The sequence below is a fragment of the Nocardioides insulae DSM 17944 genome (assembly GCF_000422825.1).
Taxonomy (GTDB): Bacteria; Actinomycetota; Actinomycetes; order Propionibacteriales; family Nocardioidaceae; genus Nocardioides; species Nocardioides insulae.
In genome coordinates this window covers 541,838-567,030 of record NZ_KE383929.1, presented here as the reverse complement: position 1 = coordinate 567,030, position 25,193 = coordinate 541,838, and the positions used below count along the sequence as shown (strand labels likewise).

The 25,193-nt window shown below is 69.4% G+C and carries 21 protein-coding genes; 14 read left to right on the top strand and 7 right to left on the bottom strand.

Features of this window, described 5'->3' with window-relative positions:
- Positions 1–47: 47 nt before the first annotated feature.
- Complete coding sequence (locus G515_RS0117130) at positions 48–1,238, bottom strand: acyl-CoA dehydrogenase family protein (RefSeq protein ID WP_028661131.1); 1,191 nt, start codon at positions 1,236–1,238, stop codon at positions 48–50.
- 85 nt (positions 1,239–1,323) lie between these two features.
- Here G515_RS0117130 and G515_RS0117125 point away from each other — a divergent pair, with 85 nt between their 5' ends.
- Positions 1,324–1,923: a TetR/AcrR family transcriptional regulator gene (locus G515_RS0117125; protein ID WP_036555914.1), complete on the top strand. Its 600-nt coding sequence runs from the start codon at positions 1,324–1,326 to the stop codon at positions 1,921–1,923.
- 29 nt (positions 1,924–1,952) lie between these two features.
- Here G515_RS0117125 and G515_RS0117120 read toward each other — a convergent pair whose 3' ends face one another.
- Positions 1,953–3,581 carry an AMP-binding protein gene (locus G515_RS0117120; RefSeq protein ID WP_245565452.1) on the bottom strand — a complete coding sequence of 543 codons (1,629 nt, stop codon included), beginning with the start codon at positions 3,579–3,581 and terminating at the stop codon, positions 1,953–1,955.
- A gap of 108 nt (positions 3,582–3,689) precedes the next feature.
- Here G515_RS0117120 and G515_RS0117115 point away from each other — a divergent pair, with 108 nt between their 5' ends.
- The 9 genes from G515_RS0117115 (at position 3,690) to era (ending at position 12,054) form a co-directional block, all read left to right on the top strand.
- A complete protein-coding gene (locus G515_RS0117115; protein WP_051218518.1) occupies positions 3,690–4,067 on the top strand; it encodes a histidine triad nucleotide-binding protein in 378 nt (125 codons plus the stop codon).
- 102 nt (positions 4,068–4,169) lie between these two features.
- Positions 4,170–5,231, top strand: a complete 1,062-nt coding sequence (locus G515_RS22105; protein WP_036555912.1) for a PhoH family protein — start codon at positions 4,170–4,172, stop codon at positions 5,229–5,231.
- On the top strand, positions 5,228–5,692 hold the full coding sequence (gene ybeY, locus G515_RS0117105) for an rRNA maturation RNase YbeY (RefSeq protein ID WP_028661127.1): 465 nt from the start codon (positions 5,228–5,230) through the stop codon (positions 5,690–5,692). Before G515_RS22105 ends, ybeY begins: the two co-directional genes overlap by 4 nt.
- A gap of 4 nt (positions 5,693–5,696) precedes the next feature.
- Positions 5,697–6,989: a hemolysin family protein gene (locus G515_RS0117100; RefSeq protein ID WP_028661126.1), complete on the top strand. Its 1,293-nt coding sequence runs from the start codon at positions 5,697–5,699 to the stop codon at positions 6,987–6,989.
- Positions 6,982–7,380, top strand: coding sequence for a cytidine/deoxycytidylate deaminase family protein (locus tag G515_RS0117095; RefSeq protein ID WP_036555910.1), 399 nt, complete (start codon positions 6,982–6,984; stop codon positions 7,378–7,380). Before G515_RS0117100 ends, G515_RS0117095 begins: the two co-directional genes overlap by 8 nt.
- Before the next feature lie 105 nt (positions 7,381–7,485).
- The gene (locus G515_RS0117090) at positions 7,486–8,892 is read left to right on the top strand and encodes an FAD-binding oxidoreductase (protein WP_028661124.1); all 1,407 of its coding nucleotides are present in this window, start codon (positions 7,486–7,488) and stop codon (positions 8,890–8,892) included.
- Positions 8,889–10,202 (top strand): class I SAM-dependent methyltransferase, encoded by a 1,314-nt coding sequence (locus G515_RS0117085; RefSeq protein WP_028661123.1) that lies wholly within the window; start codon positions 8,889–8,891, stop codon positions 10,200–10,202. The genes G515_RS0117090 and G515_RS0117085 overlap by 4 nt, the downstream gene beginning before the upstream one ends.
- A 122-nt stretch (positions 10,203–10,324) precedes the next feature.
- Positions 10,325–11,110 carry a siderophore-interacting protein gene (locus tag G515_RS0117080; protein ID WP_028661122.1) on the top strand — a complete coding sequence of 262 codons (786 nt, stop codon included), beginning with the start codon at positions 10,325–10,327 and terminating at the stop codon, positions 11,108–11,110.
- Positions 11,107–12,054 (top strand): GTPase Era, encoded by a 948-nt coding sequence (era, locus tag G515_RS0117075; RefSeq protein ID WP_028661121.1) that lies wholly within the window; start codon positions 11,107–11,109, stop codon positions 12,052–12,054. The genes G515_RS0117080 and era overlap by 4 nt, the downstream gene beginning before the upstream one ends.
- A gap of 37 nt (positions 12,055–12,091) precedes the next feature.
- On the opposite strand, the gene G515_RS22100 is transcribed toward era, so the two are convergent.
- Together G515_RS22100 and G515_RS0117065 are read right to left on the bottom strand one after the other, a co-directional pair.
- Entirely contained in the window at positions 12,092–12,949 is an 858-nt protein-coding gene (locus G515_RS22100) for a septum formation family protein (protein ID WP_036555909.1), read from the bottom strand.
- Between the two features lies 1 nt (position 12,950).
- Positions 12,951–13,760: a septum formation family protein gene (locus G515_RS0117065; RefSeq protein ID WP_245565451.1), complete on the bottom strand. Its 810-nt coding sequence runs from the start codon at positions 13,758–13,760 to the stop codon at positions 12,951–12,953.
- A 304-nt stretch (positions 13,761–14,064) separates the two neighbouring features.
- Between G515_RS0117065 and G515_RS0117055 the strand changes: the two genes are divergently transcribed.
- The gene (locus G515_RS0117055; protein ID WP_028661119.1) at positions 14,065–14,859 is read left to right on the top strand and encodes an META domain-containing protein; all 795 of its coding nucleotides are present in this window, start codon (positions 14,065–14,067) and stop codon (positions 14,857–14,859) included.
- A gap of 188 nt (positions 14,860–15,047) precedes the next feature.
- Here the strand turns inward: G515_RS0117055 and G515_RS22095 are convergent, their stop codons facing one another.
- Complete coding sequence (locus tag G515_RS22095) at positions 15,048–18,269, bottom strand: glycosyl hydrolase (protein WP_157571170.1); 3,222 nt, start codon at positions 18,267–18,269, stop codon at positions 15,048–15,050.
- A gap of 285 nt (positions 18,270–18,554) precedes the next feature.
- Between G515_RS22095 and G515_RS22090 the strand changes: the two genes are divergently transcribed.
- Both G515_RS22090 and G515_RS0117040 read left to right on the top strand, forming a co-directional pair.
- On the top strand, positions 18,555–20,990 hold the full coding sequence (locus tag G515_RS22090) for a phosphoketolase family protein (protein WP_051218517.1): 2,436 nt from the start codon (positions 18,555–18,557) through the stop codon (positions 20,988–20,990).
- A 7-nt stretch (positions 20,991–20,997) separates the two neighbouring features.
- Positions 20,998–22,083, top strand: coding sequence for an acetate/propionate family kinase (locus G515_RS0117040; protein ID WP_028661118.1), 1,086 nt, complete (start codon positions 20,998–21,000; stop codon positions 22,081–22,083).
- A gap of 88 nt (positions 22,084–22,171) precedes the next feature.
- Here G515_RS0117040 and G515_RS0117035 read toward each other — a convergent pair whose 3' ends face one another.
- Positions 22,172–22,666 (bottom strand): flavodoxin family protein, encoded by a 495-nt coding sequence (locus G515_RS0117035; RefSeq protein WP_028661117.1) that lies wholly within the window; start codon positions 22,664–22,666, stop codon positions 22,172–22,174.
- A gap of 9 nt (positions 22,667–22,675) precedes the next feature.
- Positions 22,676–23,101 carry a pyridoxamine 5'-phosphate oxidase family protein gene (locus G515_RS0117030; RefSeq protein WP_157571169.1) on the bottom strand — a complete coding sequence of 142 codons (426 nt, stop codon included), beginning with the start codon at positions 23,099–23,101 and terminating at the stop codon, positions 22,676–22,678.
- 243 nt (positions 23,102–23,344) lie between these two features.
- Between G515_RS0117030 and leuA the strand changes: the two genes are divergently transcribed.
- Complete coding sequence (gene leuA, locus G515_RS0117025) at positions 23,345–25,102, top strand: 2-isopropylmalate synthase (RefSeq protein ID WP_028661115.1); 1,758 nt, start codon at positions 23,345–23,347, stop codon at positions 25,100–25,102.
- Positions 25,103–25,193: the final 91 nt, after the last annotated feature.

Below are 25,193 nucleotides of genomic sequence, written 5' to 3'. Positions count from 1 at the left end.
AGGTCGGCTCGGGGGTGTGGCACGGTCGTGCCGCTCGTCCGGCGCGGTCACTCCACCGGCAGGCCGAGGCTGCGGGCGATCAGCATCCGCTGCACCTCGGAGGTGCCCTCGCCGATCTCGAGGATCTTGGCGTCTCGGTAAAAGCGCGCGACGGGGTACTCCTCCATGAAGCCGTAGCCGCCGAAGATCTGGGTGGCGATCCGAGTGGCGGTGACCGCCGACTCGGAGCTGTGCAGCTTGGCGACCGAGGCCGCACGCTTGAACTCGGCCATCGACGGCGCGTCGCTGCGACCGGCCAGCATGGCGTCCTTCATCGCCGCGGCGCGGTAGGTGAGCAGCCGCGCGGACTGGGCCATCACCTCCAGGTCCGCGATCTGGAAGGCGACCCCCTGCTTGCGGCCGATCGGCCCTCCCATGGTCTGGCGCTCACCGGCGTAACGCACCGACTCGTCCAGACACGCCTGGATCAGGCCGGTGGCCAGCGCCGAGATGGCGACCCGGCCATCGTCGAGGGTGGCCAGGAACTGGGCGTAACCCCGACCGCGTTCGCCGAGCAGATGGTCCTCGGGCACCCGGCAGTCGGTGAAGGTCAGCGGGTGCGTGTCGGAGATGTGCCAGCCGAGCTTGTCGTAGGCGGGCTCGGCGGTGAACCCCGCTGTGCCCGCCGGGATCATGATCGCCGAGATCTCCGGACGGCCATCGGACTTGACACCCGTGCGTGCGGTCGCGGTGACCACCGAGGTGATCGCCGAGCCGGAGTTGGTGATGAACTGCTTGCTGCCGTTGACCACCCAGGTGCCCTCGCTCAGCTCGGCCCGGGTGCGGGTGGCGCCGGCGTCGGATCCGGCGCCGGGCTCGGTCAGCCCGAAGCCGGCCAGCCGGCGGCCGGCGACCAGGTCGGGCAGCCAGGTCCGCTTCTGCTCGGCGGTGCCGAAGGTGAGGATCGGATTGATGCCGAGCCCGACCGCGGCCTCCAGGGTGATCCCCAACGACTGGTCGACCCGGCCGATCTCCTCGATCGCCACGCACAGGGACGTGAAGTCGCCCTCGCCGCCCGCGCCGCCGTACTCCTCCGGAGCGGTGAGCCCCATCAGTCCGAGTTCGCCCATCTTCTGCACCGTGTCGACCGGGAAGTGGTGCTCCTTGTCCCACGTCGCCACGTGCGGTGCGATCTCGTGCTCGGCGAAGTCACGCACTGCGCGGCGGAACTCCTCGTGCTCTCGGGACAGCTCGAACATCTCACTCCTCGGAGTCGCGTGGTTATCGACCGATAACCACCATTGGAGGTTAACAAGCGATAACCAGGCCGTCTAGGCTCACATCATGCCGATCGCCGAGGAGCCGCCCAGGAGTCGGCGACAGCAGATCATCGACGTCGCTGCCGAACTCTTCGCCGAGCGGGGCTTCCACGGCGTCTCGATCTACGACCTCGGCGCCGCGATGGGGACCTCCGGCGCGGCGCTCTACAAGCACTTCGCCAACAAGGAGGCCCTCCTCGGCGCGATGCTGGTGGGGATCAGCGACCGACTGCTGGCCGAGGGGCGCGGCCGCTCGGAGGCGGCCGCCGGTGAGGGGGCCGACGCGGTGCTCGAGGCGCTGGTCGGCTGGCATGTGGAGTTCGCGCTCAGCCACCCGGCCCTGATCACGGTGCAGTTTCGCGACCTGGCCAGTCTGGGGGAGAAGGACCGGCACACGGTGCGACAGCGGCAACGGGAGTACGTCGAGCGGTGGGTGGAGGCCATCCGCGCGGCCACCGGCGCGGACGAGGAGCAGGCGAGGTCGGGTGCCCATGCGGTCTTCGGGCTGATCAACTCCACGCCGCACAGCGCCCGACTGGAGAGGAGCGAGATGGCGGCGCTGCTGCACCGGATGGCCATGGCTGCCCTGCGCGCCGCCGCGGCCGGCGCCCAGCCGCCCGCCTGAGGCTCCGCCGGCACGCCCTCGCCCGGGGCTCACTCCAGCCCCAGCATCGCGACGCTGCGCTCCCGCATCTCGACCTTGCGGATCTTGCCGGTGACGGTCATCGGGAACTCCTCGACCACCAGGACGTAGCGGGGGATCTTGAAGTGCGCGAGCCGACCGGCGGCGAAGCTGCGCACCCCCTCGGCGTCCAGCGGGGCGGCGCCCTCGCGCAGCCGCACCCAGGCGCACAACTCCTCGCCGTACCTCTCGTCGGGGACGCCCACCACCTGCGCGTCGACGACGTCGGGGTGGGTGTAGAGGAACTCCTCGATCTCCCGCGGATAGATGTTCTCCCCGCCCCGGATCACCATGTCCTTGATCCGGCCCACGACGTTGCAGTAGCCGTCCTCGCGCATCACCGCGAGGTCGCCGGTGTGCATCCACCCCTCGGCATCGACGGCCTCCGCGGTCTTCTCCTCGTCCTGCCAGTAGCCGAGCATCACGCTGTAGCCGCGGGTGCAGAACTCCCCGGGGGCACCGCGCTCCACCGTGCTCCCGGTGACCGGGTCGACGATCTTGATCTCCAGCTGGGGATGCACCCGCCCGATGGTGGCTGTACGCCGCTCCAGGTCGTCGTCGGCGAGGGTCTGGCAGGAGACCGGACTGGTCTCGGTCATGCCGTAGGCGATCGAGACCTCCGACATGTGCATCTCGCTCAGGCAGCGCTTCATCACCTCGACCGGACAGGTCGAGCCGGCCATGATGCCGGTGCGCAGCGAGGTCAGGTCGAAGTCGGCGAAGCCGGGCAGGGTCTGCTCGGCGATGAACATCGTCGGGACGCCGTACAGCGCCGTGCACCGCTCCGCCTCGACCGCTCGGAGGGTCAGCGTCGGGTCGAACGACGGGGCGGGGATCACCATCGTGGCGCCGTGCGTGGAGCAGCCGAGATTGGCCATCACCATGCCGAAGCAGTGGTAGAAGGGGACCGGGATGCAGAGCCGGTCCTGCTCGGTGAAGCGGATCGTCTCGGTGACGAAGAAGCCGTTGTTGAGGATGTTGCGATGGCTCAGGGTCGCGCCCTTCGGGAAGCCGGTGGTGCCGCTGGTGTATTGGATGTTGATCGGATCGCCGGGCGCGAGCGTCGCCGCCCGCTCGGCCAGCGCCTCTGGGGGCAGGGTGCGCCCCGCCTCCACCAGGTCGCTCCAGTCGTCGGTGTCGAGGTAGACGGTGCGCTCGAGGGTCGGACATTCGGGAGCCGTGCCGACGACCATCGCGCGGTAGTCGCTGGACCTGTGGCCGGACATCGCCACCAGCACCCGGATGCCGCTCTGGTTGACCGCGTAGGCGAACTCGTGGGTGCGATAGGCGGGATTGAGCGTCACCAGGATCGCGCCGATCTTGGCGGTGGCGAACTGGGTGAGGGTCCACTCGGCGCAATTGGGCGACCAGATGCCGACCCGGTCGCCCTTCTCGAGACCGAGGGCGAGGAACCCCCGGGCGGCCTCGTCCACGGCAGCACCGAACTCGGCCCAGGTCCATCGCCGTCCGGAGGCGACCTCGACCAGGGCCTCCCGGTCGGGGTGCGCCGCCACGGTCCGGTCGAGGTCGGCCCCGATGGTCCGGTCGATCAGCGGGGCCGAACGGTCTCCGACGTCGTGCGCCTGCATCTGTGCCTGCATGTGTGCCTCCGTCTTCCGACTGAGTGTGATCGCGATCACCATCGTGGCACTACCCGGTGACAGTCCTGCACCCTCCACGGCGGCGATCGACTGTGGCAGCATGCAGCCGTGCCTGAGAATGCCGAGAACGGCGCCACCGCCGCCGACTGCCTGTTCTGCAAGATCGTCGCGGGAGAGATCCCCAGCAACCTGGTCTACGAGGGCGAGCGCGTGATCGCCTTCCGCGACATCAACCCGCAGGCACCGATGCACGTGCTCGTGGTGCCGCGTGCGCACGCCCCCAACCTCGCCGCCACCGCCGCAGCGGATCCCGGGCTGGTGGGTGAGCTCGCCACGGTCGCCGCCGAGGTGGCCGGTGAGGAGGGCTACTCGGACTACAACGTGGTGGCCAACACCGGCAGCGAGGCGGGGCAGACCATCTTCCACACCCACCTGCACGTCCTCGGTGGCCGCAAGCTCACCTCCCTCACCAACCTGCCCGGCTGAGCCGTGTGGCTCGGAACAACCGGATCGCCCGACGCGTTCTGATCCGCGTAGCATGAGAGCTGCCGATCCATCGACGCGAAAGGGCTGCCCGGCCGGGCCTCCATGACTGAAATCTCACAGGCACACGCAGGCGAGCGACGCGCCACCACCAAGCACACCGTGGTCGTGCCCAACAGCGTCGACATGGTGAGCGTGCTGGGTCCCGGCGACGAGCACCTCGGCATCATCGAGGAGCACTTCGACACCGACGTCCACGTCCGCGGCAACCGCATCACGCTGCACGGCGAGCCCAGCGAGATCGCCCTGATCGAGCGGCTCCTCGAGGAGATGGTGACGCTGGTCCGCACGGGTCAGGGGCTCTCCGCCGAGGCGGTGGAGCGGGTGATCGGGATGCTGCGTGCCGAGACCACCGAGCGCCCCGCCGACGTGCTCTCGCTCAACATCCTGTCCAACCGCGGTCGCTCGATCCGACCCAAGACGCTCAATCAGAAGCGGTACGTCGACGCCATCGACCAGCACACGATCGCCTTCGGGATCGGGCCGGCGGGCACCGGCAAGACCTATCTGGCGATGGCCAAGGCGGTCCAGGCGCTGCAGTCCAAGCAGGTCAACCGGATCATCCTGACCCGGCCGGCGGTCGAGTCCGGCGAGCGGCTGGGCTACCTGCCCGGCACGCTCACCGAGAAGATCGACCCCTACATGCGGCCGCTCTACGACGCGCTGCACGACATGTTGGACCCCGAGCTGATCCCGAAGCTGATGGCGGCCGGCACCATCGAGATCGCGCCGCTGGCCTACATGCGCGGTCGCACCCTCAACGACGCGTTCATCGTCCTCGACGAGGCGCAGAACACCACCCCCGAGCAGATGAAGATGTTCCTGACCCGGCTCGGGTTCGGCTCAAAGATCGTGGTCACCGGTGACGTCACCCAGGTCGACCTCCCCGCCGGACAGTGGTCCGGGCTGCGCGTCGTGGAGGACATCCTCGACGGGGTCGAGGACCTCTCCTTCAACCGGCTCACCAGCCACGACGTCGTCCGGCACAAGCTGGTCGGGCGGATCGTGGCGGCCTATGACGAGTACGACGCGAGGGCCGGGGGCGCGGCGCAGCGGCCCGCGGAGCGGCGCCGCCGTCCGCGCGGATCCGGGCAGGCCGAGTCGTGACGATCGAGGTGCTCAACGAGTCCGGTGAGGAACTGGACGCCGATCATCTGGTGCGGCTCGCCCGGTTCGTGATGGACCGGATGCGGGTCCACCCTCAGGCCGAGTTGTGCGTCAAGGCCGTCGACGAGGCGACCATCGCAGAGCTCAACCGGCACTGGATGGGCAAGGAGGGGCCCACCGACGTGCTGGCCTTCCCGATGGACGAGCTCCGGCCCGGGCTGCTCGATGAGGAGCCGGAGGAGGGGGTGCTCGGAGACCTGATGTTGGCGCCCACGGTGGCGGCCCGACAGGGGGAGAAGGCCGGGCACGGCACGCTCGCCGAGATCGAACTCCTCACCACTCACGGCATCTTGCACCTGCTCGGCTACGACCATGCCGAGCCGGAGGAGAAGCAGGAGATGTTCGCGCTCCAGGCCGAGCTCCTGACCGCCTGGGGCTCCTCGGCCAACCCGCCGACCTGATCGGATGAACACACTTCCTCTGGTCGTGACAGCGACCGTGCTGGTCGTGCTCGCGGGCGTCAACTCCTCGGCCGACGCTGCGCTCAGCTCCTTCTCCCGGGCCCGGGCGGAGGAACTGGTCGAGGAGAGACGGCCCGGTGCGCGTCAGTTGGTGACGGTGCTCGGGGACCGGCCGCGCTACCTCAACACCGTGCTCCTGCTCCGTCTGCTCTGCGAGATCGGGGCGACGGTGCTGGTGACCCTGATGTGTCACCAGCTCTACGACGAGCGGTTCTGGCCCGCCGTACTCACTGCGACCGGCATGATGCTGGTGGTCTCCTTCATCGTGATCGGGGTGGCGCCACGGACGATCGGGCGTCAGCACGCCACCCGGATCGCTCTGCTCGCGGCAGGCCCGGCCACCTGGGTCACCCGGATCCTGGGGCCGATCCCGAGTCTGCTCATCCTGTTGGGCAACGCCCTCACACCGGGCAAGGGTTTCCGGCAGGGGCCGTTCTCCACCGAGACCGAACTGCGGGAGATGGTCGACCTCGCGGAGGCGTCCGCGCTGATCGAGTCCGGCGAGCGGAAGATGATCCACTCGGTCTTCGAGCTCGGCGACACTCCGGCGCGGGCGGTGATGGTGCCGCGCGGCGACGTGGTGTTCATCGAGCGCTACAAGAACCTGCGTCAGACCCTCTCGCTGTTCCTGCGCAGCGGCTTCAGCCGGATGCCGGTCGTCGACGACAACCTCGACACGATCGTCGGGATGGCCTATCTCAAGGACATCGTCCGGCGTGACTTCGAGGCTCCGGACGTGGAGTTCACCCAGCGCGTCGACGAGGTGATGCGCCCGCCGGCCTGGGTGCCGGAGTCGAAGGCGATCGACGAACTGCTCGCCGAGATGCAGGCCCGACGCCAGCACATCGCGGTCGTCGTCGACGAGTACGGCGGCACCGCCGGTCTGGTCACGATCGAGGACATCCTCGAAGAGATCGTCGGCGAGATCACCGACGAGTACGACGTCGAGAACCGCGAGCCGCAGCACGTCTCCGAGGGCGTCGTGCGCGTGCCGGCCAGGCACCAGGTCGACGATCTCGAGGAACTGATCGGTGTGCCGGTCAGTGAGGACGACGTCGACTCGGTCGGCGGCCTGATGGCCAAGCACCTGGGCCTGGTGCCCATCCCCGGCTCGGTGGTCGAGGCGCACGGACTGCGCTTCACCGCTGAGGAGAGCGCTGGGCGACGCAACAAGATCGAGTCGGTCACCATCGAGGTGCTGCCGGTCGCGAACGACGAGGAGGACGACGATGACTGACCCGACCACCCCTACCCCGACCGGAGCCGTACCCGGCGTGGCCCCGCTCTCGGCCGAGGACAAGAAGCTGGTCACCCTGGCCCGTGCCACCCGTGCCCGGATCGGTGCAAGGGAGGGGGCCGCCGTCCGTGACCTGGACGGCCGCACCTACGCCGCCGCCACGGTGGACCTGCCCTCGCTCCAGCTCTCCGCGATCGCGGGCTGCGTCGCGATGGCGGTCGCCTCCGGGTCGCGCGGTCTCGAGGCGGTCGTGCTGCTCAGCGACGACGCCGTGACCGCCGAGACCCCGGACGAGACGGACCTGGCGATCGTGCGCGACTTCGCGGGCCCCGGCGTACTCGTCCACGTCGGCGATGCCCGCGGCCGGCTCGCCTTCGCCCAGCGCGACTGAGCGTCACCGTGGTCCCGCCGCTCAGACCTGCATCGAGGCCCGCTTCGGGAGTGTCGGGCACCCTCGACGACTGGGACGCGAGCGGCAGGAGTACATTGGCGGTTCGTGACAGGAGAGAATGCCTGGAGCACCCACGAGGCCGCGGTCCAGCGGCTCAGGGACTCCTACCGCGCGATCCCTGATGGTTCTCCGGTGCGGCTCGCGAAGAAGACGACCAACCTCTTCCGGCCGCGGGCCTCCACCGACGCGCCCGGTCTCGACGTCAGCGGGCTCACCGGTGTCATCGAGGTCGACCCCGTTGCGGGCACCGCTGACGTCCAGGGCATGTGCACCTACGAGGACCTCGTCGAGGCCACTCTGCTGCACGGGCTGATCCCGTACGTCGTCCCGCAGCTGCGCACGATCACGCTCGGCGGGGCCGTGACCGGCATGGGCATCGAGGCGACCAGTTTCCGTAACGGCCTGCCGCACGAGTCGGTCCTGGAGATGGACGTCTTCACCGGTGCCGGCGAGGTCATCACCACTCGCCCGGGTGAGACGCTCTTCGACGCCTTCCCCAATTCCTACGGCTCGCTCGGCTACGCCACCAGGCTCAAGATCGCCCTCGAGCGGGTGCCCAGCTTCGTGGAGTTGCGGCACATCCGCTTCGACGATGCGACCCGGCTGGTCGAGGCGATCACCGATATTGCGGGCTCCCCGGGCAAGCGCGAGTACGACGGGATCCGCGTGGACGCCCTCGACGGTGTGGCCTTCGCCCCGGGGGAGTACTACCTCACCCTGGCGCGATGGACCGAGGAGGCCGGCTCGAGGCCCAGCGACTACACCGGTCAGCGGGTCTACTACCGCTCCATCCAGCAGCGCGAGCGCGACGTACTGACCATGTACGACTACCTGTGGCGCTGGGACACCGACTGGTTCTGGTGCTCCGGGGCCTTCGGAGCCCAGCACCCCGTGCTGCGCCGACTGTGGCCGCGCAGCAAGCGCAGGTCCGACGTCTACATGGGACTGCTCGGCCTCGATCGCCGCTTCGACATCATCGACCGCCTCGACCGGCGCAAGGGGGTGCCGCTGCGTGAGCGCGTGGTCCAGGACATCGAGGTCCCCGTCGAGCGGCTCCCGGAGTTCCTGAGTTGGTTCGACGCCGAGATCGGGATGCGCCCGGTGTGGCTGTGCCCCCTCATCTCGACCGGCATCCACCGCGACGGTCCCGGCGAGGGCGTCGGCGACAAGTGGCCGTCCTACCCGCTCGAGCCCGGGCGCATCTACGTCAACGCGGGGTTCTGGGGCACCGTCCCCGTGGGGCCCGGGCGCGACGACGCGCCGCGCAACCGTGCCATCGAGCGGAAGGTGCACGCGCTGGGCGGGCACAAGTCGCTCTACTCGGAGGCGTTCTACGACCGCGACACCTTCGACGAGTTGTATCACGGCCGACACCTGGCCGAGGTCAAGAAGATCTACGATCCCGACAACAGGCTGACCAGCCTCTATGACAAGGCGGTGAAAAGACGATGACGGCGCCGACCACTCGTGTCTCTGAGGGCATCGCCCCCACGATCGCGTCCCTCTTCAGGGACGGGCTGCCGCTACGGATGACGGCGTACGACGGTAGCTCGGCCGGTCCTGAGGACGCCGAGTTCACCCTCGACCTCGTCAGCGAGCGCGCCCTCTCCTACCTGATGACCGCGCCCGGTGACCTGGGCCTGGCCCGGGCGTATGTGACCGACGAGCTACAGCTCCACGGCGCCCATCCCGGCGACCCGTACCCGTTGCTGCAGATCCTGCTCAACCACACCAGCTTCAAGCGGCCGACCCCGAGTGAGCTGATCCAGATCGTGCGCACCCTCGGGGTGAGCCATCTCAAGCCGCCGCCGCCCCCGCCCCAGGAGCACCTGCCGTCGTGGCGGCACAAGCTGGAGGGGCTCCGCGGTCTCGCCCGGTGGGGCCGGCACAGCCAGGTCCGCGACGCCGACGCGATCCACCATCACTACGACGTCTCCAACACCTTCTACGAGTACGTCCTCGGGCCGTCGATGACCTACACCTGCGCGGTCTTCCCGACCGAGGACTCCACCCTCGAGGAGGCTCAGGCGAACAAGTACGACCTGATCTGCCGCAAGCTCGACCTCAAGCCCGGGCAGCGGCTGCTCGACCTCGGTTGCGGCTGGGGCGGCATGGTCCGCCACGCGGCCAGGCACTACGGGGTCAGGGCGATCGGTGTCACGCTCTCCCGCGAGCAGGCGTCCTGGGCCGCGCAGCGGATCAAGGAGGAGGGGCTCGACGACCTCGCCGAGGTCCGGTTCTCCGACTACCGCGACCTGTCGGAGCGCGACTTCGACGCGGTCAGCTCGATCGGCCTCACCGAGCACATCGGGGTGAAGAACTACCCGTCCTACTTCGGGTTCATCCACGACCGGCTCAAGCCGGGCGGCCGGCTGCTCAACCACTGCATCACCCGCTCCGACAACGTGGCCCGCGCCAGTGCCGGTGCGTTCATCGACCGCTATGTGTTCCCCGACGGTGAGATCACCGGCTCGGGCACCATCGTGGCCGCTGCCGAGGATGCCGGCCTCGAGGTGCAGCACCACGAGAACATCCGGGTGCACTACGCCAAGACCCTCGCCGGCTGGAACCGCAACCTGGTCGAGCACTGGGACGAGTGCGTCGCCGAAGCCGGACTCGGCACCGCCAAGGTCTGGGGCCTGTACATGGCCGGCTCCCGGATCGCCTTCGAGCGCAACGACATCCAGTTGCACCACGTGTTGGCGACCAAGACCACCGACGGCGTCAGCGGCTACCCGCTGCGCCCTGACTTCGGGGTCTGAGCGAGCTGCCGGGGTCTGCGCCGACTCACTGCCGAACCGGGTGAGTCGGCGCAGACGAAGCCCGCCGGGCAGGGTGGAGCTCACGAATCAGCGGCCCGGGCGCTGCCCGGTAGCCTTGGCGGGTGAGCACCAGAGCAGAGCAGTACGCCGCCGAGGTCGTCTCCCGGGAACAGCTCTCGCCACACCTGGTCCGGATCGTCGTGTCGGCCCCCGACTTCCGCGGCACCGGGGTGCCCGACGAGTGGGTGGGCCTGATCGTGCCGGGGCAGTTCCAGAGCCGCTACTACACGGTGCGGGCCCACGCCGGGGGCCTGCTGACCCTCGACATCGTGGTGCATGAGACCGGGCTGGTCACCGAGTGGGCCGGGCGTGAGTCGATCGTGGGGGAGACCATCACGATCACCGCGCCGAAGGGCTCCTACACCGAGCCGGAGGGGGCCGGCTGGGTGCTGTTGGTCGGCGACCTCACCGCCCTGCCGGCGATGGCCCGGATCGCCGAGACCTCCACGCTGCCGGTGCGGGTCTGGGCGGAGGTCCCCGACGACACCCGTGACGTGGCCAGGGAGCGGTACCTCCCCGGCGTCGAGGTGACCTGGCTGCCGGCACCGGAGGAGGGCGGTTCGGCCCTGGCCGCGGCCGTCGAGACGATCGACTGGCCCGGGGGCGACGGCTACTTCTGGATGGCCGGGGAGTCCTCGCAGATGCGCGCCATCCGCAAACACCTCATGCGTGAGCGCAGGCTGCCGGCGTCGGCGTACGACGTGATGGGCTACTGGCGCGGCGGCGCGGTCCGGCAGCCCCGGGCGGTCGACCCCGGTCCGGTGTGGCGGGCGGGCAAGGCCGCCGGCAAGAGCGACGAACAGATCTGGGCCGACTACGACCAGGCCGTACAGGAGGCCCAGCAGTGACCACCCCCGTTGACCAGCCCGAGCAGGCCCCTTTCCGGAGCGGCTTCGCCTCGTTCGTGGGCCGCCCCAACGCCGGCAAATCGACCCTCACCAACGCCCTGGTCGGCAGCAAGGTCGCGATCACCTCCGACAAGCCGCAGACCACCCGCAGCGTGGTGCGCGGGATCGTGCACCGCAGCGACGCCCAGTTGGTCCTGGTCGACACACCGGGGCTGCACCGGCCCCGCACCCTGCTCGGCGAGCGCCTCAACGATCTGGTGCACACCACCTGGGCCGAGGTCGACGTGGTGGCGATGTGCTTCCCCGCGGACGAGAAGGTGGGTCCCGGCGACCGGCACATCGCGACCGAGCTGGCCAAGCTGCGCAAGGGCATCCGCAAGGTCGCGGTCATCACCAAGACCGACCTGGCCGGTCCGGAGCGCATCGGCGAACACCTCATGGACGTCGCGGCGCTGGGTGAGGAGCTCGGCCTCGACTGGGTCGAGCTGATCCCGGTCTCCAGCGTGGCGGGCGACCAGGTGAGCCTGCTCGCCGACCTGCTGGTGGGCATGCTCCCCGAGGGCCCGCCGCTCTACCCCGAGGGCGACCTGACCGACAGCCCGGACGACATCCTGGTGGCCGAGCTGATCCGCGAGGCCGCTCTGGACGGCGTACGCGACGAGCTTCCGCACTCCATCGCCGTCGTGGTGGAGGAGATGGTGCCGCGCGAGGACCGGCCGGCGGACAAGCCGCTGACCGACGTCCACGCCACGCTCTTCGTCGAGCGCGACTCGCAGAAGGGCATCGTGATCGGACACCGCGGGTCCCGGCTCAAGCAGGTCGGCAAGACGGCTCGGCTGCAGATCGAGGAGTTGCTGGGTGTGCCCGTCTATCTCGACCTGCGGGTGAAGATCGCCAAGGACTGGCAGCGCGACCCCCGACAGTTGCGCCGGCTCGGTTTCTGAGCCTCCTCCAGGAGGTGACCGCCGGCGGCCGGTCCGGTCAGTCGGGGGCCCAGCAGAGGCCGTAGGTCTGGCCGGCCCGCCACTGGCGGCGGTCGGGCCACTCGTAGCCCCACTCGAAGTCGAGGGCGTCCTCGGCGACCGCTTCGCCGGCGTCCGCACACAGATCCTGTCCGGCCTCGCGGACGGCGTCCTGCCCGGGATAGTCGGGGTCGTCCCCGGTGAGGTCCAGTTCGGCGACCAGATCGACCGAGTTCAGCGCCCGCCAGCTGTGCTCCTCCCCGCAGAGCACCCGCTGGAAGCCCTCGCTGTCGGGGGCCGCGGTGCCGCACATGGCGTACGGGTCTGCGGAGGAGTCCTCGGCGAGTACGCCGTCCAACGGTTCGTCCAGATCGGCCAGCTGCTCGCCGCCGGTGACCGCGACCACGTCGCAGCGGTACCACTGCGCACCTTCGGCTGCCTGCTCCAGGGTCGGTGTGAACCAGACCGAGCGCAGCATGGTCAGCCGCATCGTCTCCTCGTCGCCGCCCAGGAACTCGGGCAGTCGGTCAGGACAGGTGGTGGCGACCTGGTCGCGGACCCGGGTGGAGTCGACGGCGAGCAGATGCCCGTCGACCACCGCGTCGAGCGTCCCGGTCGCGAAGGTCTGCGAGGTGTGCGTGCGCCCGCAGGGCACCTTCGACCCGGCGGTCGTGGGGGCCAGGGCGTCCTCGTAGCTGAGTCGGTAGCAGCCGTCGTCGGCCGGGGTCGGGGCGGGACTCGCCACCGGCGGGGGCAGCGCGGCGCTGGTGGTCGCGGCCTCCGGTTCCGGATCGGAGCCCTCGGTGCAGGCGTTCAGCGTGCCGAGCGCGCCCAGGGCGAGGGCGGCGGGCAGCAGCCGGCTGAGGCGCGGGTGCACCTCACTTCTCCGTCTGCGCCCAGCAGATCGAGCGCCGGTTGCCGGCTTCCCACTCGGACTCACCGAACCAGGTGTACCCGAAATCGAAGTCACCGGGGTAGCTCAGCCAGGCGTCCACCGAGTCGGAGCAGAAGTCGCGGGTGGTCACCTGGGCCTGGTTGTCGCCCGGGTACGGCGCGTCGGGCTCGCCCAGCTTGATCGTGGTGACGGCCCGCCAGTCGTGGTCCTGCGAGCACGGGATCGCCTTGGCGGCGTCGAAGGAGTCCCCCTGCGCGCAGGCCATCCAGCGGTCCTCACCCTTCTTGGCCAGCAGTTGTCCGGTCACCGTGGGGAGGTCCATCAGTGCCGAGGTCTGCGGTCCACCGGCCACCGCGTCGCAGCGGTACCAGCGGGCGCCGTCCTTCCAGGCGCGCTCGGAGGGGCGGTACCAGACCCAGCTGAACACCGATCGCATCACGGTGCTCTCGTCGGCGCCGAGATGGCGACGTAGTTCGCGGGTGCAGGTCTGATAGGCCCACTGGTCCAGGTCGGGAGAGGCCACGCTCAGGTCGTGGAACTGCTCCGGAAGGGTGCCGGCGGCGTAGGTCTCGGAGTTGTGCGGCTCGTCGCACTCTACGTGCGGGGTGGCGTCGGTGGCGGCGGTGAGGGCCTGGCCCTCCAGGTTGCGGCACACGCCGGCCTCGGGGACCTCGGCGGCGTCGACCAGGTCGGGATCGGCCCCCTCCGGAACCTCGCTCGAACCACAGGCGGTCAGCAGGGTGGCGGCGAGGAGAGCCGTCGCGACGGAGGCGAGCGCGCGAGTGCCGGGCACGGTCACCTGCTCCTCCTCGTCCCTCGCTGTCCGATCGGGTGCCGATGCTAGTCGGGGCCGCCGTGCACAGCACGTTCTCGACGCTCCCGCCCCGACCACAGTCACCGACCGGTGAGATCGGTGACCGCGCCACCGGTCGGCCGAGTCTCCGCCTCCCGGTCGTGATCGCGCACGCCGACGGCGGACGTCACGTGGACCGGGGGTGGGCATCGGCCCGCTCCGAGCGCGGGCGGCGCGGGCCTTGTCAAGCCTGGGCCCCGGCAACATGCTGAGCAGCACGCGTTGTTCGACAGGGAGGACCCCCATGCTGACGAGGCTTCACCGAGGTCACACCCGCATCCTGGCTGTCGGGATCACGGCCGCGGTGTGCGGGTCGCTCCTCGTCGGGTGTGGCGGCAGCGGCGATGACGAGGCTGCCGAGGGAGAGGGCTCGGACGCCGCCGCATCGGCCACTCCGTCCGCCGACGTACTCGACGGGCGGGTCTTCGTCGCCGACGAGGTCGCCGGCCGCGACCTCGTCCAGGGCACCACCGTGCGGGTCTCCTTCGAGGACGGGCTCTCGGTCAACTCCGGCTGCAACACGATGTTCGGGCCCTACACCGTCGCCACGGAGGGCGACAATACGGTGGTGCGCTGGGAGGGCGAACCGGCCAGCACCCTGGTGGGGTGCGACCCTGAGCAAACGGCGCAGGACGATTGGATCGCCGGACTGTTCGCGGACGGCCTGACCGTCGAGGAGGATGCCTCCGACGGGGACGAGGGGCCGGAGTTGGTGCTGGTCTCCGGCGGGGTGCGCCTGGGGCTCTCCGATGCCAGTGAGCCGGGTGAGCTCGGTGAGTTCGGGGCCCGCATCAACGGGCCGAGCAGGGCCGCGCCCACCGAGACCCTCGACATGACGCTCACCAACCTCGGCCGACGTCGAGACACCTTCCAGATCGCGGTCACCCCGGCCGACGCCGGGGCCGTCGCACCTCGTCACTTCACGCTCGGGTCGAAGGCCAGTGCGAAGTTCCGGGTCAAGGTCACCGCCACCCCGCTCATCCTCAAGGTGGAGAGTGTCGGCGCGGGCGGATTCGTGGATGCCTACACCATCCGCTGACTCGGGCCATGCCCCACTCGGCTCGCCCGGCCCTCCGGTGACGGTTCGGGTACGCCGGCCGACGCGGCCCGGGCGAGGGCTCGCGGGCCGATCCGAGCTGGACGCGGGACCACGACGGGCCCGCCGATGCCGGTGGGATGACCGGCATCGGCGGGCCCATGCGGTGTCGCGTGGACGTGCAGCGTGCGTCAGTCGCGCGCCACCTTGGCCAGGGTGTAGGGCACGAGGCGAACGTCGCCGCTCATGCCGTAGTCCTGGGCCGGTCCCCGGGTGCCGCTGTAGCCGCGCTGGAGGAGCCGGTTGGTCAGTGTGCTGGCCACGACCACCTTGATCTTGTTGGCCTTGCCACCCTTCTTCAGCAGGTCGGTGATGTCGACCTGGAGGGTGCGGAGGTCGACGCCGGGCGCTTGCTTGCCGTTGACGTAGACCCGGGTCTCGCCTCCGCCGGTGGATCCGATGCGCAGGTAGGCGCCGTTGTTCCGGTTCCAGCGCTTCGGCAGCTTGACCTTGGTGGTGTAGGTGCCGAGGCCCGAGACATGGGACATGGACGGTTCGTCACCGGCGAGCTGGGCCAGTTGCTTCGGCGTCGCGGGTAGTTCCTTCCACGGGATCAGCCGGCTGTTGCGGAAGGTGAGGTTGGTCTTCTTGGTGGTGTAGTAGACCTCCGTGGTGGTGTGACCGAACTTCTCCTCGGTGTTCACCACTCGCTTGCCCTCATTCCAGTCCTGGACCTTGATGTCCCACCGCTCGAGCGGGATCTGGCCGGGCACCTTGACCTTGGTCTGGACGTTCTGTCCATTGCTGAGTCGGGTGGCGTAGCGACCCGACTCGGTCGCGAGGATCGAGGTCTTGCCGTTCTCCTGCAGGGCCGCGTCGGCGGTGGTGCTCACCGCGTGGAGACCCTTGCCGGATTCGTCGAGGTCGAGCGCGATGATCTGCGCCTCGCCCGGCTTGAGGCTGAGTCGGACGTCGGTGCCGGAGCCGTTCACCTGGTAGGCGCCGACCGGCTCGACCCGTCCGGTCCAGTCGTCGATGGTGTAGGGCTTGCCCTGGGCGTCCATGGACAGGTCGAAGGTGAAGGGGCCCTCGCCCTTGTTCTTCTCGAACTTGAAGTTGTACGCGAAGGTGTAGAGGACGTTCTCCTCCTTGTCGAGCCGGGAGATCGTCATGATCTTGTCGTTCGGCTCCGCATACGACACCCGCGGTTCGACTCCGAGGTCCTGCAGGGCGGCGAGTGCGTCGGCCTGCTGGTCGACCTCCTCCACGTTGGGCAGGGCCTTGATCTGTGCGACGACCTGGGCGAGTTCGTCCGCGTCGTCCTGGGCGAACCGGGTGGTCGAGGCGGCCTTGTCGTACTCGATCGCGGGGCCCTGGTGGGAGCGGATCTCGGAGGTGTTGTTGACGAACAGCACGGGCAGACCGTCCTGGGCGATCTCCAGGAGCTTCTTGGCGCTGGAGAGCTCCAGGGAGTCCTGGTACAGGATCGCGGCCTGGTAGCCGGGACCATCGGGCTGGAGCTCGTCACCGGTCCACGTCACGTTGTCCTGGTCCTCGAGCAACTGCGGGGAGAAGTAGTCGTAGGTGTAGCCCGCGTGCTGGAGCGACAGATCCCGCCAGAAGTAGGGCTTGTCGTTCATGAAGTAGCTGTTCTCGGCGGGGGTGTTCTCCCGCGGCTGCCCGTAGGAGATGAACTGGTTGTCGGTGCGCAGGATCGCGATGTCGCGGCGGGGCTGGCCCTGCCGGAGCACCTTCTGATTGCGGCCCAGCATCTCGGTCCACTCCGGATACATCTGAGAGGCCGGCTGGCGGCCGCCGAAGCGATCGGAGAAGAAGGAATACATGCCTTCGTGGCCCGGCCAGTAGGTGTCGGCGTCCGAACCCTCGATCGCCGAGTAGCCGTGGAACACGGTCCGGTTGACCCCGCCGGCGAACTGCAGGTAGGCGATCCGGGTCCAGTAGTCCATGTTGTAGTAGTAGTTGCGGCCGCCGACCGCCCCGGTCTCGCTGGAGAACAGTCGGTCGTACATGTTCGCGCCGCCCAGCATGCCGCGGTACACGTCGAGGTCGCCGTTGTGCGCGAAGGTCTCGGTCTCCACGCCGTCCAGGTACTTCGCCGGGGTCGAGATCTCATAGACCATCCCGTAGGACGGCTCGGCCCGCAGGTTCATGTTCAGGCCGTGCAGCCATTCCTGCATCGGCTTCAGCACGTTCTCCTCGTACAGCTCGGAGAGCGTCTGGCTGACGTCGTTGCGGATCTTCTGCACCTGCGCCTGGTCTGCCTCGTCGGCGACCTTGTAGTCGAACTGCGGCGGTGTGTTGGAGTCGTGGCGGGTCTTGTCCCAGGCGATGATCGGCAGGTACGGCGTGATGTCGTACCCGCGCCGCTCGCGGAACTCGGTCTTGAAGTCATAGCCCCACAGGACCCCGGCTGCGCCGTAGCTCGCGAGCTCGAGGGAGTCCATGTAGATCTCGCCACGGCCGTTCTCGCGGATGTCCTCCTTCAGCTCGGGCGTGAGGACGTTCTGCTCCCAGTAGTCCTTCAGTGCGTCGACGCCGTAGTGGTCGACATAGTTGATCGTGTAGTTGTTGCTCACCGACGGCTCGAAGCTCTCGCCGGTCCCGTGCATCCAATAGGTGAACAGTCCGTACTGGCCGTCCTTGGGTGCCTTCCAGTTCAGCCGGTAGGCGTCGCCCTTCTTCTTGACCTTGTCCGTCAGGTCGACCAGGGAGTCGAAGTCCAGCGTGCCGGTGCCGGTGCCCTCCTTGAACTCGTTGTCCTGCCCGCTCCCGGGGCGTGTCTCGGTCAGCTTCGCTGCGACGACGCCCTCGAAGACGTACTCCTGCGCGTCCTTCGACTGCTCGGGACGTACCGGCAGCGGCAGGTCGCCGTTGAACCGCTCGCGCGCGTCGACCAGGACGGTGGAGTAGTCGAGTTCCTTGGAGGCGGCCTTGTTGTCGTAGTCGAACTTCGCGCCGTCCCAATCATAGGTGTCCGGCAGGTTCGCGGTGGCCCAGTGGGTGCCACTGGTCAGACTGAACCCGAGCCCGTGCTTGGTGGCCTCCTCGATCACCAGACGCGAGTCGTGGGTCCACTCCTCCGATCCCCAGCCGTAGGTCGCGTCGTCCGCGCCCGGCTCGGGCATCGCGAGGAACTCGGCGGCCCCGAAGCCCATGTCGGCGATCTGCCCGACGTTCTTGCGCAGGGTCTCGTCGGTGTTCAGACCTTCGGCCAGCCACCATCGCAGCTCGGGACGGTACTCGGTCTCGACGTCGCCGTAGAGCGTCCCCATCCGGTCGGCGAAGCTCTCGCCCGCGCCGTCCGGTGCCGTGGCGGCGCCCGCCGCGGTAGGCATCTGGCAGAGCGGGATCAGGAGTGGCGCCGCGAGCAGCGCCGCCAATCTACGTTTCATCACGTGGGTTCTCATTTCCGAGTACGACGCATGCCTCGACACCGCTTGAAGGCACAGCTGGTGCCTCGGCCGCAGGTCCTGTCGGCCGCGCCTGCTTTGAACGTTTCAATGTGAGTACGGCCGCCCATTATGGCGGCCGTCACAGATCGCCGGTCAAGGATCTGGCGAGGATGTGGCCGGATCCGGCCACCGGTGCCGGCTCCGGATCAGGCGGGGTCGCCCGGTGCGGCGCGGGAGCACTGCGGAACCGTTGTCATCCCCCGCCGGGTCCGGTAGCAACGAGGTATGACCGCGACCACGACGCAGTCCGATCACGCCCACGGCACTCCGCTCGACGCGGAGGCCCTCTCCAGGATCGACCGGTGGTGGCGGGCCGCCAACTACCTCTCGGTCGGCCAGATCTACCTGATGGACAATCCGCTGCTGCGGAGCCCACTGCATCCCGAGCACGTCAAGCCACGCCTGCTCGGGCACTGGGGCACCACGCCCGGACTCACCTTCATCTACGCGCACCTCAACCGGGTGATCATGCAGCGTGACCTGTCCGCGCTCTACGTCACCGGGCCGGGGCACGGCGGACCGGGGCTGGTCGCGGCCGCCTACCTGGACGGCACCTACTCCGAGGTCTACCCCCGGATCACCCAGGACGCCGCGGGGATGAAGCGCCTGTTCACGCAGTTCTCCTTCCCCGGCGGGGTGCCCAGCCACGTAGCACCCGAGACCCCCGGGTCGATCCACGAGGGCGGTGAACTGGGCTACGCGCTCTCCCACGCGTACGGCGCGGCCTTCGACAACCCCGACCTGGTCGTCTGCGCGGTGGTCGGGGACGGCGAGGCCGAGACCGGACCGCTGGCGACCAGTTGGCACGGCACCAAGTTCGTGGACCCGCGCCGCGACGGCGCCGTACTCCCCGTCCTGCACCTCAACGGGTACAAGATCGCCAACCCGACGGTGCTGGCCCGGATCCCCGAGAACGAGCTGCTCAGCCTGCTTCGCGGGTACGGCCACGCGCCGCGTGTCGTCTCCGGGTCGGACCCGGCGGAGATGCACCAGGCCTTCGCCGCCGCGCTCGACTCCTGCCTCGATGAGATCGCCGAGATCCAGGCCGAGGCGCGGGGAGCCGCCACTCCGGTCGCGCGCCGCCCGTGGCCGATGATCGTCCTTCGGTCCCCGAAGGGCTGGACCGGGCCGAAGGAGATCGACGGTCAACCGGTGGAGGGCTACTGGCGGTCGCACCAGGTGCCGTTCTCGGACGCCCGCGGGGACGACGGTCACCGCCAGGTCCTCCAGGACTGGATGCAGTCCTACCGCCCGGAGGAACTCTTCGACCAGGCCGGGGCGCCGATGCCCGACATCCGCGACCTGCACCCGGCGGGGGAGCGCAGGATGAGCGCCACCCCGCACGCGAACGGCGGAGAGCTGCTGCGTGATCTGGACCTGCCCGACTTCCGCGAGTACGCCGTCGAGGTGGACGCGCCGGGAGGGAGCGTGGCCGAGTCGACCAGGGTGCTGGGCCGCTGGCTCAGCGACGTGATGCGGGACAACTCCCGGACCTTCCGACTCTTCGCCCCCGACGAGAACAGCTCCAACCGTCTCCAGGACGTCATGGAGGTCACCGATCGCACCTGGAACGCGGAGATCCTGCCGGTCGATGACCACCTCGCACCGGACGGCCGGATCATGGAGATCCTCTCCGAGCACACCTGCGAGGGCTGGCTGGAGGGCTATCTCCTGACCGGGCGGCACGGGCTGTTCTCCTGCTACGAGGCGTTCATCCACGTCATCGACTCGATGTTCAACCAGCACGCCAAGTGGCTCAACACCACCCGGGAGATCGACTGGAGACGGCCGATCGCCTCGCTCAACATCCTGCTGACCAGCCACGTCTGGCGCCAGGACCACAACGGCTTCTCGCACCAGGACCCCGGCTTCATCGACCACGTGGTCAACAAGAAGGCGGACGTCGTCCGGGTCTACCTGCCGCCGGACGCCAACACCCTGCTCTCGGTGACCGACCACTGTCTGCGCTCGCGTGACTACGTCAATGTGATCGTCGCCGGCAAGCAGCCCGAGATGCAGTACCTCACCATGGAGGAGGCGGTCGCGCACTGCGCCAAGGGGATCGGGATCTGGCCCTGGGCGAGTAACGACGAGGACGGCGAGCCTGACGTCGTGATCGCCTGTGCCGGGGACGTGCCGACCCAGGAGGCGCTGGCCGCGGTGGCCTACCTGCGCGAGCACGTGCCGGACCTGCGGATCCGACTGGTCAACGTGGTCGACCTGATGCGGCTCCAACCGGAGTCCGAGCACCCGCACGGGCTCTCCGACGCGGACTTCGACGCGCTGTTCACCCGGAACAAGCCGGTCATCTTCGCCTACCACGGCTACCCGTGGCTGATCCACCGCCTCACCTACCGCCGGACCAACCACGCCAACATCCATGTCCGCGGCTACAAGGAGAACGGCACCACGACCACTCCCTTCGACATGTGCGTGCTCAACGACCTGGACCGCTTCCACCTCGCGCTCGACGTCCTCGACCGGGTCCCTCGGCTGGGCGACCGGACCGGCCACGTCTACGACGGGCTGAAGGAGAGGCTGGTCGCCCACCACGCCTACGTCCGCCGGCACGGCCAGGATCTGCCCGACGTACGCGAGTGGACCTGGAGCAGGACGGTCGACGCGGTCGCCATGGACGCCGCGGAGGACGACAGCAAGTGAGGCCCGTATGCGCGTGCTGGTGGTGAACTCCGGCTCGAGCTCGCTCAAGGTCGGGCTCGTCGTGGACGGTGTCCTGGGCAGGCACGACAACGTCCCGCTGGCGGATCGGGAGGACGAGCTCACCGAGGTCCTCCACGACTGGAGGCCGATCGACGCGGTCGGCGTCCGATTCGTGCACGGCGGTCCGGATCATCTGGTGCCGGTGCGTCTCGACGACGGCGTGCTCGCCGAACTCGACCGGACGGTGTCGCTCGCCCCGCTGCACAACCCGGTCGCCCTGGCGGTGGCGCGCGAGGTCCGTACGGCGCTGCCCGGGGTGCCGGTGGTCGCGTGCTTCGACACCTCCTTCCACCGGTCGATCCCGGCCGCGGCGGCTACCTACCCGCTTCCGGCGGAGTGGAACCGACGCTGGCGGCTGCGGCGCTACGGCTTCCACGGCCTCTCCCATCAGTACGCCGTCCGCCGGGCCGCGGAGGTTCTCGGCCGTCCCGCAGAGGAATTGCGCATCGTGGTCGCCCACCTGGGCGCCGGTGCCTCGTTGTGTGCCGTGCGCGGTGGCCGATCGGTCGACACGACGATGGGGTTCACCCCGTTGGAGGGGCTGATGATGCAGGTGCGCAGCGGCTCGGTCGACCCGGGACTCCTGGTCTGGCTCCAGCAGCAGGGGGTGTCGCTCGATGAGCTCTCCGAGACCCTCGAGCATCGCTCCGGCCTGGCCGGCCTGTCCGGCACCAGCGGGGACATGAAGCAGGTGGAGGCGGCGTGCGCGGCGGGCGATCCGGACGCCCGCGCCGCGTGGGCGGTCTATCTCCACCGGCTGCGCCGCGAGCTCGGCGGGATGATCGCCGCAGCCGGTGGACTCGACGTCCTGGTCTTCACCGGAGGCATCGGCGAGCACAGCCCACGGCTCCGCGCCGACGTGGTCGAGGGGCTGGACTACCTCGGCGTCGCGCTCGATCCGGGCGCAGCTGATGCCCCGGGCGACCGCGACATCGCCACGGCCGGCTCCCGGGCCCGGGTGCTGGTGGTGGAGGCCCGGGAGGACCTCGCCATCGCTGCCGAGGTCACCCGGCTCCTGGGCGCCGGGGCCTGAACGCGGACCCGCCGATCCGGCAGCCGGTGGCATTCGGGGATCCGGGTTGAAGCCCACCGGCGTGACCTCGCCTCGGTCCGGATCGGACTCAGTCGCTCAGGTGCGCCGCCAGGGTGGCGCCGAGCTCGTAGGCGGCGTCGGTCTGCTCCTCACCGACGTCGCCGAGCAGTTCGAGCACCGGTGCGGCCTGCTGCCAGCCGAGCGCTCCGACGATCGAGAGCACCGAGCGCACCGCACCGGTGAGGTCGTAGCGACCGTGCACGCACAGGCCGAAGGGCCGCTTCGCCGTCTCGCCAGCGGACTCCCCGGCGCCGCCCGAGGGGTCGAGGGCGCCGCCGATCGCCAGGAAGGTGGAGTCGAAGAAGTGCTTGAGCGCGCCACTCATGTAGCCGAAGTTGGCGCTGGTGAGAAGGAGGTAGGCATCCGCGGCCAGGACGTCATCAGCGGTGGCCTCCAGGGCGGGCTTGGTGACGAGTTCGACGCCGCGGAGTTCCGGGTCGCCGGCCCCGGATTCGAGCGCCTCCCGCACCCGGGTGAGGGTGCGGGTGGGGGAGTGGTGGACCAGGAGGAGCCGGCCGCTCACGGACGCTCCTCAGCCCGCGGTGAGCCGGCGCCCGGTGAGCTCGCGGGGCGCGATCCGGATCCACAGCGGACGGTGGCCGGCCGGCCAAGGGTGGGCGGTGCGGATGGGCTCCGGCACGTCGTCGTGGTCGTAGATCACCTCGGCCGTGCCCCGTCCCAACACGCTCCAGCCCAGGTGGGTGGTGGGGTCGATGTCGTCGGTCTCGAAGGCGACCGGGGCGTCGTCGGCCTCGCGGGCGAGGGCGGAGTACGGCGAGGTGCGCATCCAGACCACCCGCTCGTGGACGACGTAGTTGACCGGGACGAGCACGGGCCCGCCGGCGGTGCTCCACGCGACGCGGGCGACCCGCTCTCCGGCGGAGATGAGCTCCCAGCACTCCTCGACCTTCACGTCGTGCAGACGTACCTCCGGATTGTGGGGGTGGGGCTGCGCCATCGTCACTCCTGCTCCTGGCCGGTCCTACTCACTGGGCCCGACACATTGTTCCAGGCATCCGGGACCGATGCGAGGACCGGACCGCGAACCTCGGCTCCCGCATCCTCGGGGGGTTTGCTACCCTGACCGCGTTATGTTGCGTAGTCCCCTCCTCCTTAGCCGCCGCAGCGAGGTCTGAAGCCGGACCCCCTCGCTGCGGAGTGCCTGTGTGCGCCCGGCATCACTGCGATCTAGGCGAGGACCATGACTTTCCTGAGCAACACCGGCAACACCCAGCAGCCCTCCGGCATGCCCTTCGAGCGCTACACGCCGTTCGTGCCGGTCGACCTGCCGGACCGCACCTGGCCGACCAAGAAGATCACCAAGGCCCCCCGCTGGCTCTCCACCGACCTGCGCGATGGCAACCAGGCGCTGATCGACCCGATGACGCCCGCCCGCAAGCTGATCATGTTCGAGCTGCTGGTGAAGATGGGCTACAAGGAGATCGAGGTCGGCTTCCCGAGCGCCAGCCAGACCGACTTCGACTTCGTCCGCCAGCTGATCGAAGAGGACCGGATCCCCGACGACGTCCAGATCTCGGTGCTGACCCAGGCCCGCGAGGACCTCATCGAGCGCACCGCGGAGTCCCTGGCCGGGGCGCCGCGCGGGACGATCCACCTGTACAACGCGACCGCCGAGCTGTTCCGCCGGGTGGTCTTCGGGGTGACCGCCGAGGAGTGCGTCGGCATCGCCGTACGCGGCACCGAGATGGTGATGAAGTACGCCGAGCAGTACCTCGGCGACATCGTCGGCACCGGCGACTTCGGCTACCAGTACAGCCCGGAGATCTTCACCCAGACCGACACCGACTTCGCGCTGGAGGTGTGTGAGCGGGTCTCCGACGTGTGGCAGCCCGAGTCGGGCCGCGAGATCATCCTCAACCTGCCCGCCACGGTCGAGATGTCGACCCCCAACACCTACGCCGACCAGATCGAGTACTTCATCCGCGGGCTGACCCGCCGCGAGCACTCCGCGGTCTCGCTGCACCCGCACAACGACCGTGGCACGGCCGTCGCCGCCAGCGAACTGGGGATGATGGCGGGTGCCGATCGGGTCGAGGGCTGCCTGTTCGGCCACGGCGAGCGCACCGGCAACGTCGACCTGGTCACCCTGGGCATGAACCTGTTCAGCCAGGGCATCGACCCGCAGATCGACTTCGCCGTCGACGGCGGCATCGACGAGGTCCGTCGGACCGTCGAGTACGCCACCCAGCTGCCGGTCCACCCGCGCCACCCCTACGCCGGTGACCTCGTCTACACCGCCTTCTCCGGCTCCCACCAGGACGCCATCAAGAAGGGGCTGGAGGATCTCGACCGGATCGCCGCCGAACGCGGCGTCCCCACCTCCGAGATCGACTGGGAGGCGCCGTACCTGCCGATCGACCCGAAGGACGTCGGTCGCACCTACGAGGCAGTCATCCGGGTCAACAGCCAGTCCGGCAAGGGCGGGGTGGCGTACGTGCTGAAGGCCGAGCACAAGCTCGAACTGCCCCGGCGCGCCCAGATCGAGTTCAGTCGGGTGGTGCAGGGCTACACCGACGGTGAGGGCGGCGAGGTCAGCTCGGAGAAGATCTGGGAGATCTTCTCCGACGAGTACCTCAACCGCGAGACCCCGCTCCAGCTCAACTCGGTGCACACCTCCTCCGCGGAGGGGATGAACGACGCCCTCACGGTCAACGTCTACGTCGACGGTGAGCGTCGCACCCTGGAGGGCCGGGGCAACGGTCCGATCGCGGCGTTCGTCGGTGCGATCAACGAGCTCGACTACGCCCAGGAGCGCGGCTGGGACATCCGGGTGCTCGACTACGCCGAGCACGCGATGTCCTCGGGCGGCGACGCCGTGGCCGCGGCGTACGTCGAATGCTCGGTCGGCGACCAGATCTTCTGGGGCGTCGGGATCGACGCCAACATCGTCACCGCCTCCCTCAAGGCCGTGATCAGCGCGGTCAACCGCAGCGCCTGAGGCGACCTGACAGACCACGACGGGCTCGGCCGGCGTCATCGCCGGCCGAGCCCGTCGTGGCGTGGCCTGGCACAGGGGTGGGTGACCCCGT

Coding starts and splice junctions, on each gene's coding strand:
- G515_RS0117130 (WP_028661131.1), bottom strand. CDS start 1,238: ATGTTCGAGCTGTCCCGAGAGCACGAGGAGTTCCGCCGCGCAGTGCGT.
- G515_RS0117125 (WP_036555914.1), top strand. CDS start 1,324: ATGCCGATCGCCGAGGAGCCGCCCAGGAGTCGGCGACAGCAGATCATC.
- G515_RS0117120 (WP_245565452.1), bottom strand. CDS start 3,581: ATGCAGGCACAGATGCAGGCGCACGACGTCGGAGACCGTTCGGCCCCG.
- G515_RS22105 (WP_036555912.1), top strand. CDS start 4,170: ATGACTGAAATCTCACAGGCACACGCAGGCGAGCGACGCGCCACCACC.
- G515_RS0117100 (WP_028661126.1), top strand. CDS start 5,697: ATGAACACACTTCCTCTGGTCGTGACAGCGACCGTGCTGGTCGTGCTC.
- G515_RS0117095 (WP_036555910.1), top strand. CDS start 6,982: ATGACTGACCCGACCACCCCTACCCCGACCGGAGCCGTACCCGGCGTG.
- G515_RS0117085 (WP_028661123.1), top strand. CDS start 8,889: ATGACGGCGCCGACCACTCGTGTCTCTGAGGGCATCGCCCCCACGATC.
- G515_RS0117055 (WP_028661119.1), top strand. CDS start 14,065: ATGCTGACGAGGCTTCACCGAGGTCACACCCGCATCCTGGCTGTCGGG.
- G515_RS22095 (WP_157571170.1), bottom strand. CDS start 18,269: ATGAAACGTAGATTGGCGGCGCTGCTCGCGGCGCCACTCCTGATCCCG.
- G515_RS22090 (WP_051218517.1), top strand. CDS start 18,555: ATGACCGCGACCACGACGCAGTCCGATCACGCCCACGGCACTCCGCTC.
- G515_RS0117040 (WP_028661118.1), top strand. CDS start 20,998: ATGCGCGTGCTGGTGGTGAACTCCGGCTCGAGCTCGCTCAAGGTCGGG.
- G515_RS0117030 (WP_157571169.1), bottom strand. CDS start 23,101: ATGGCGCAGCCCCACCCCCACAATCCGGAGGTACGTCTGCACGACGTG.
- leuA (WP_028661115.1), top strand. CDS start 23,345: ATGACTTTCCTGAGCAACACCGGCAACACCCAGCAGCCCTCCGGCATG.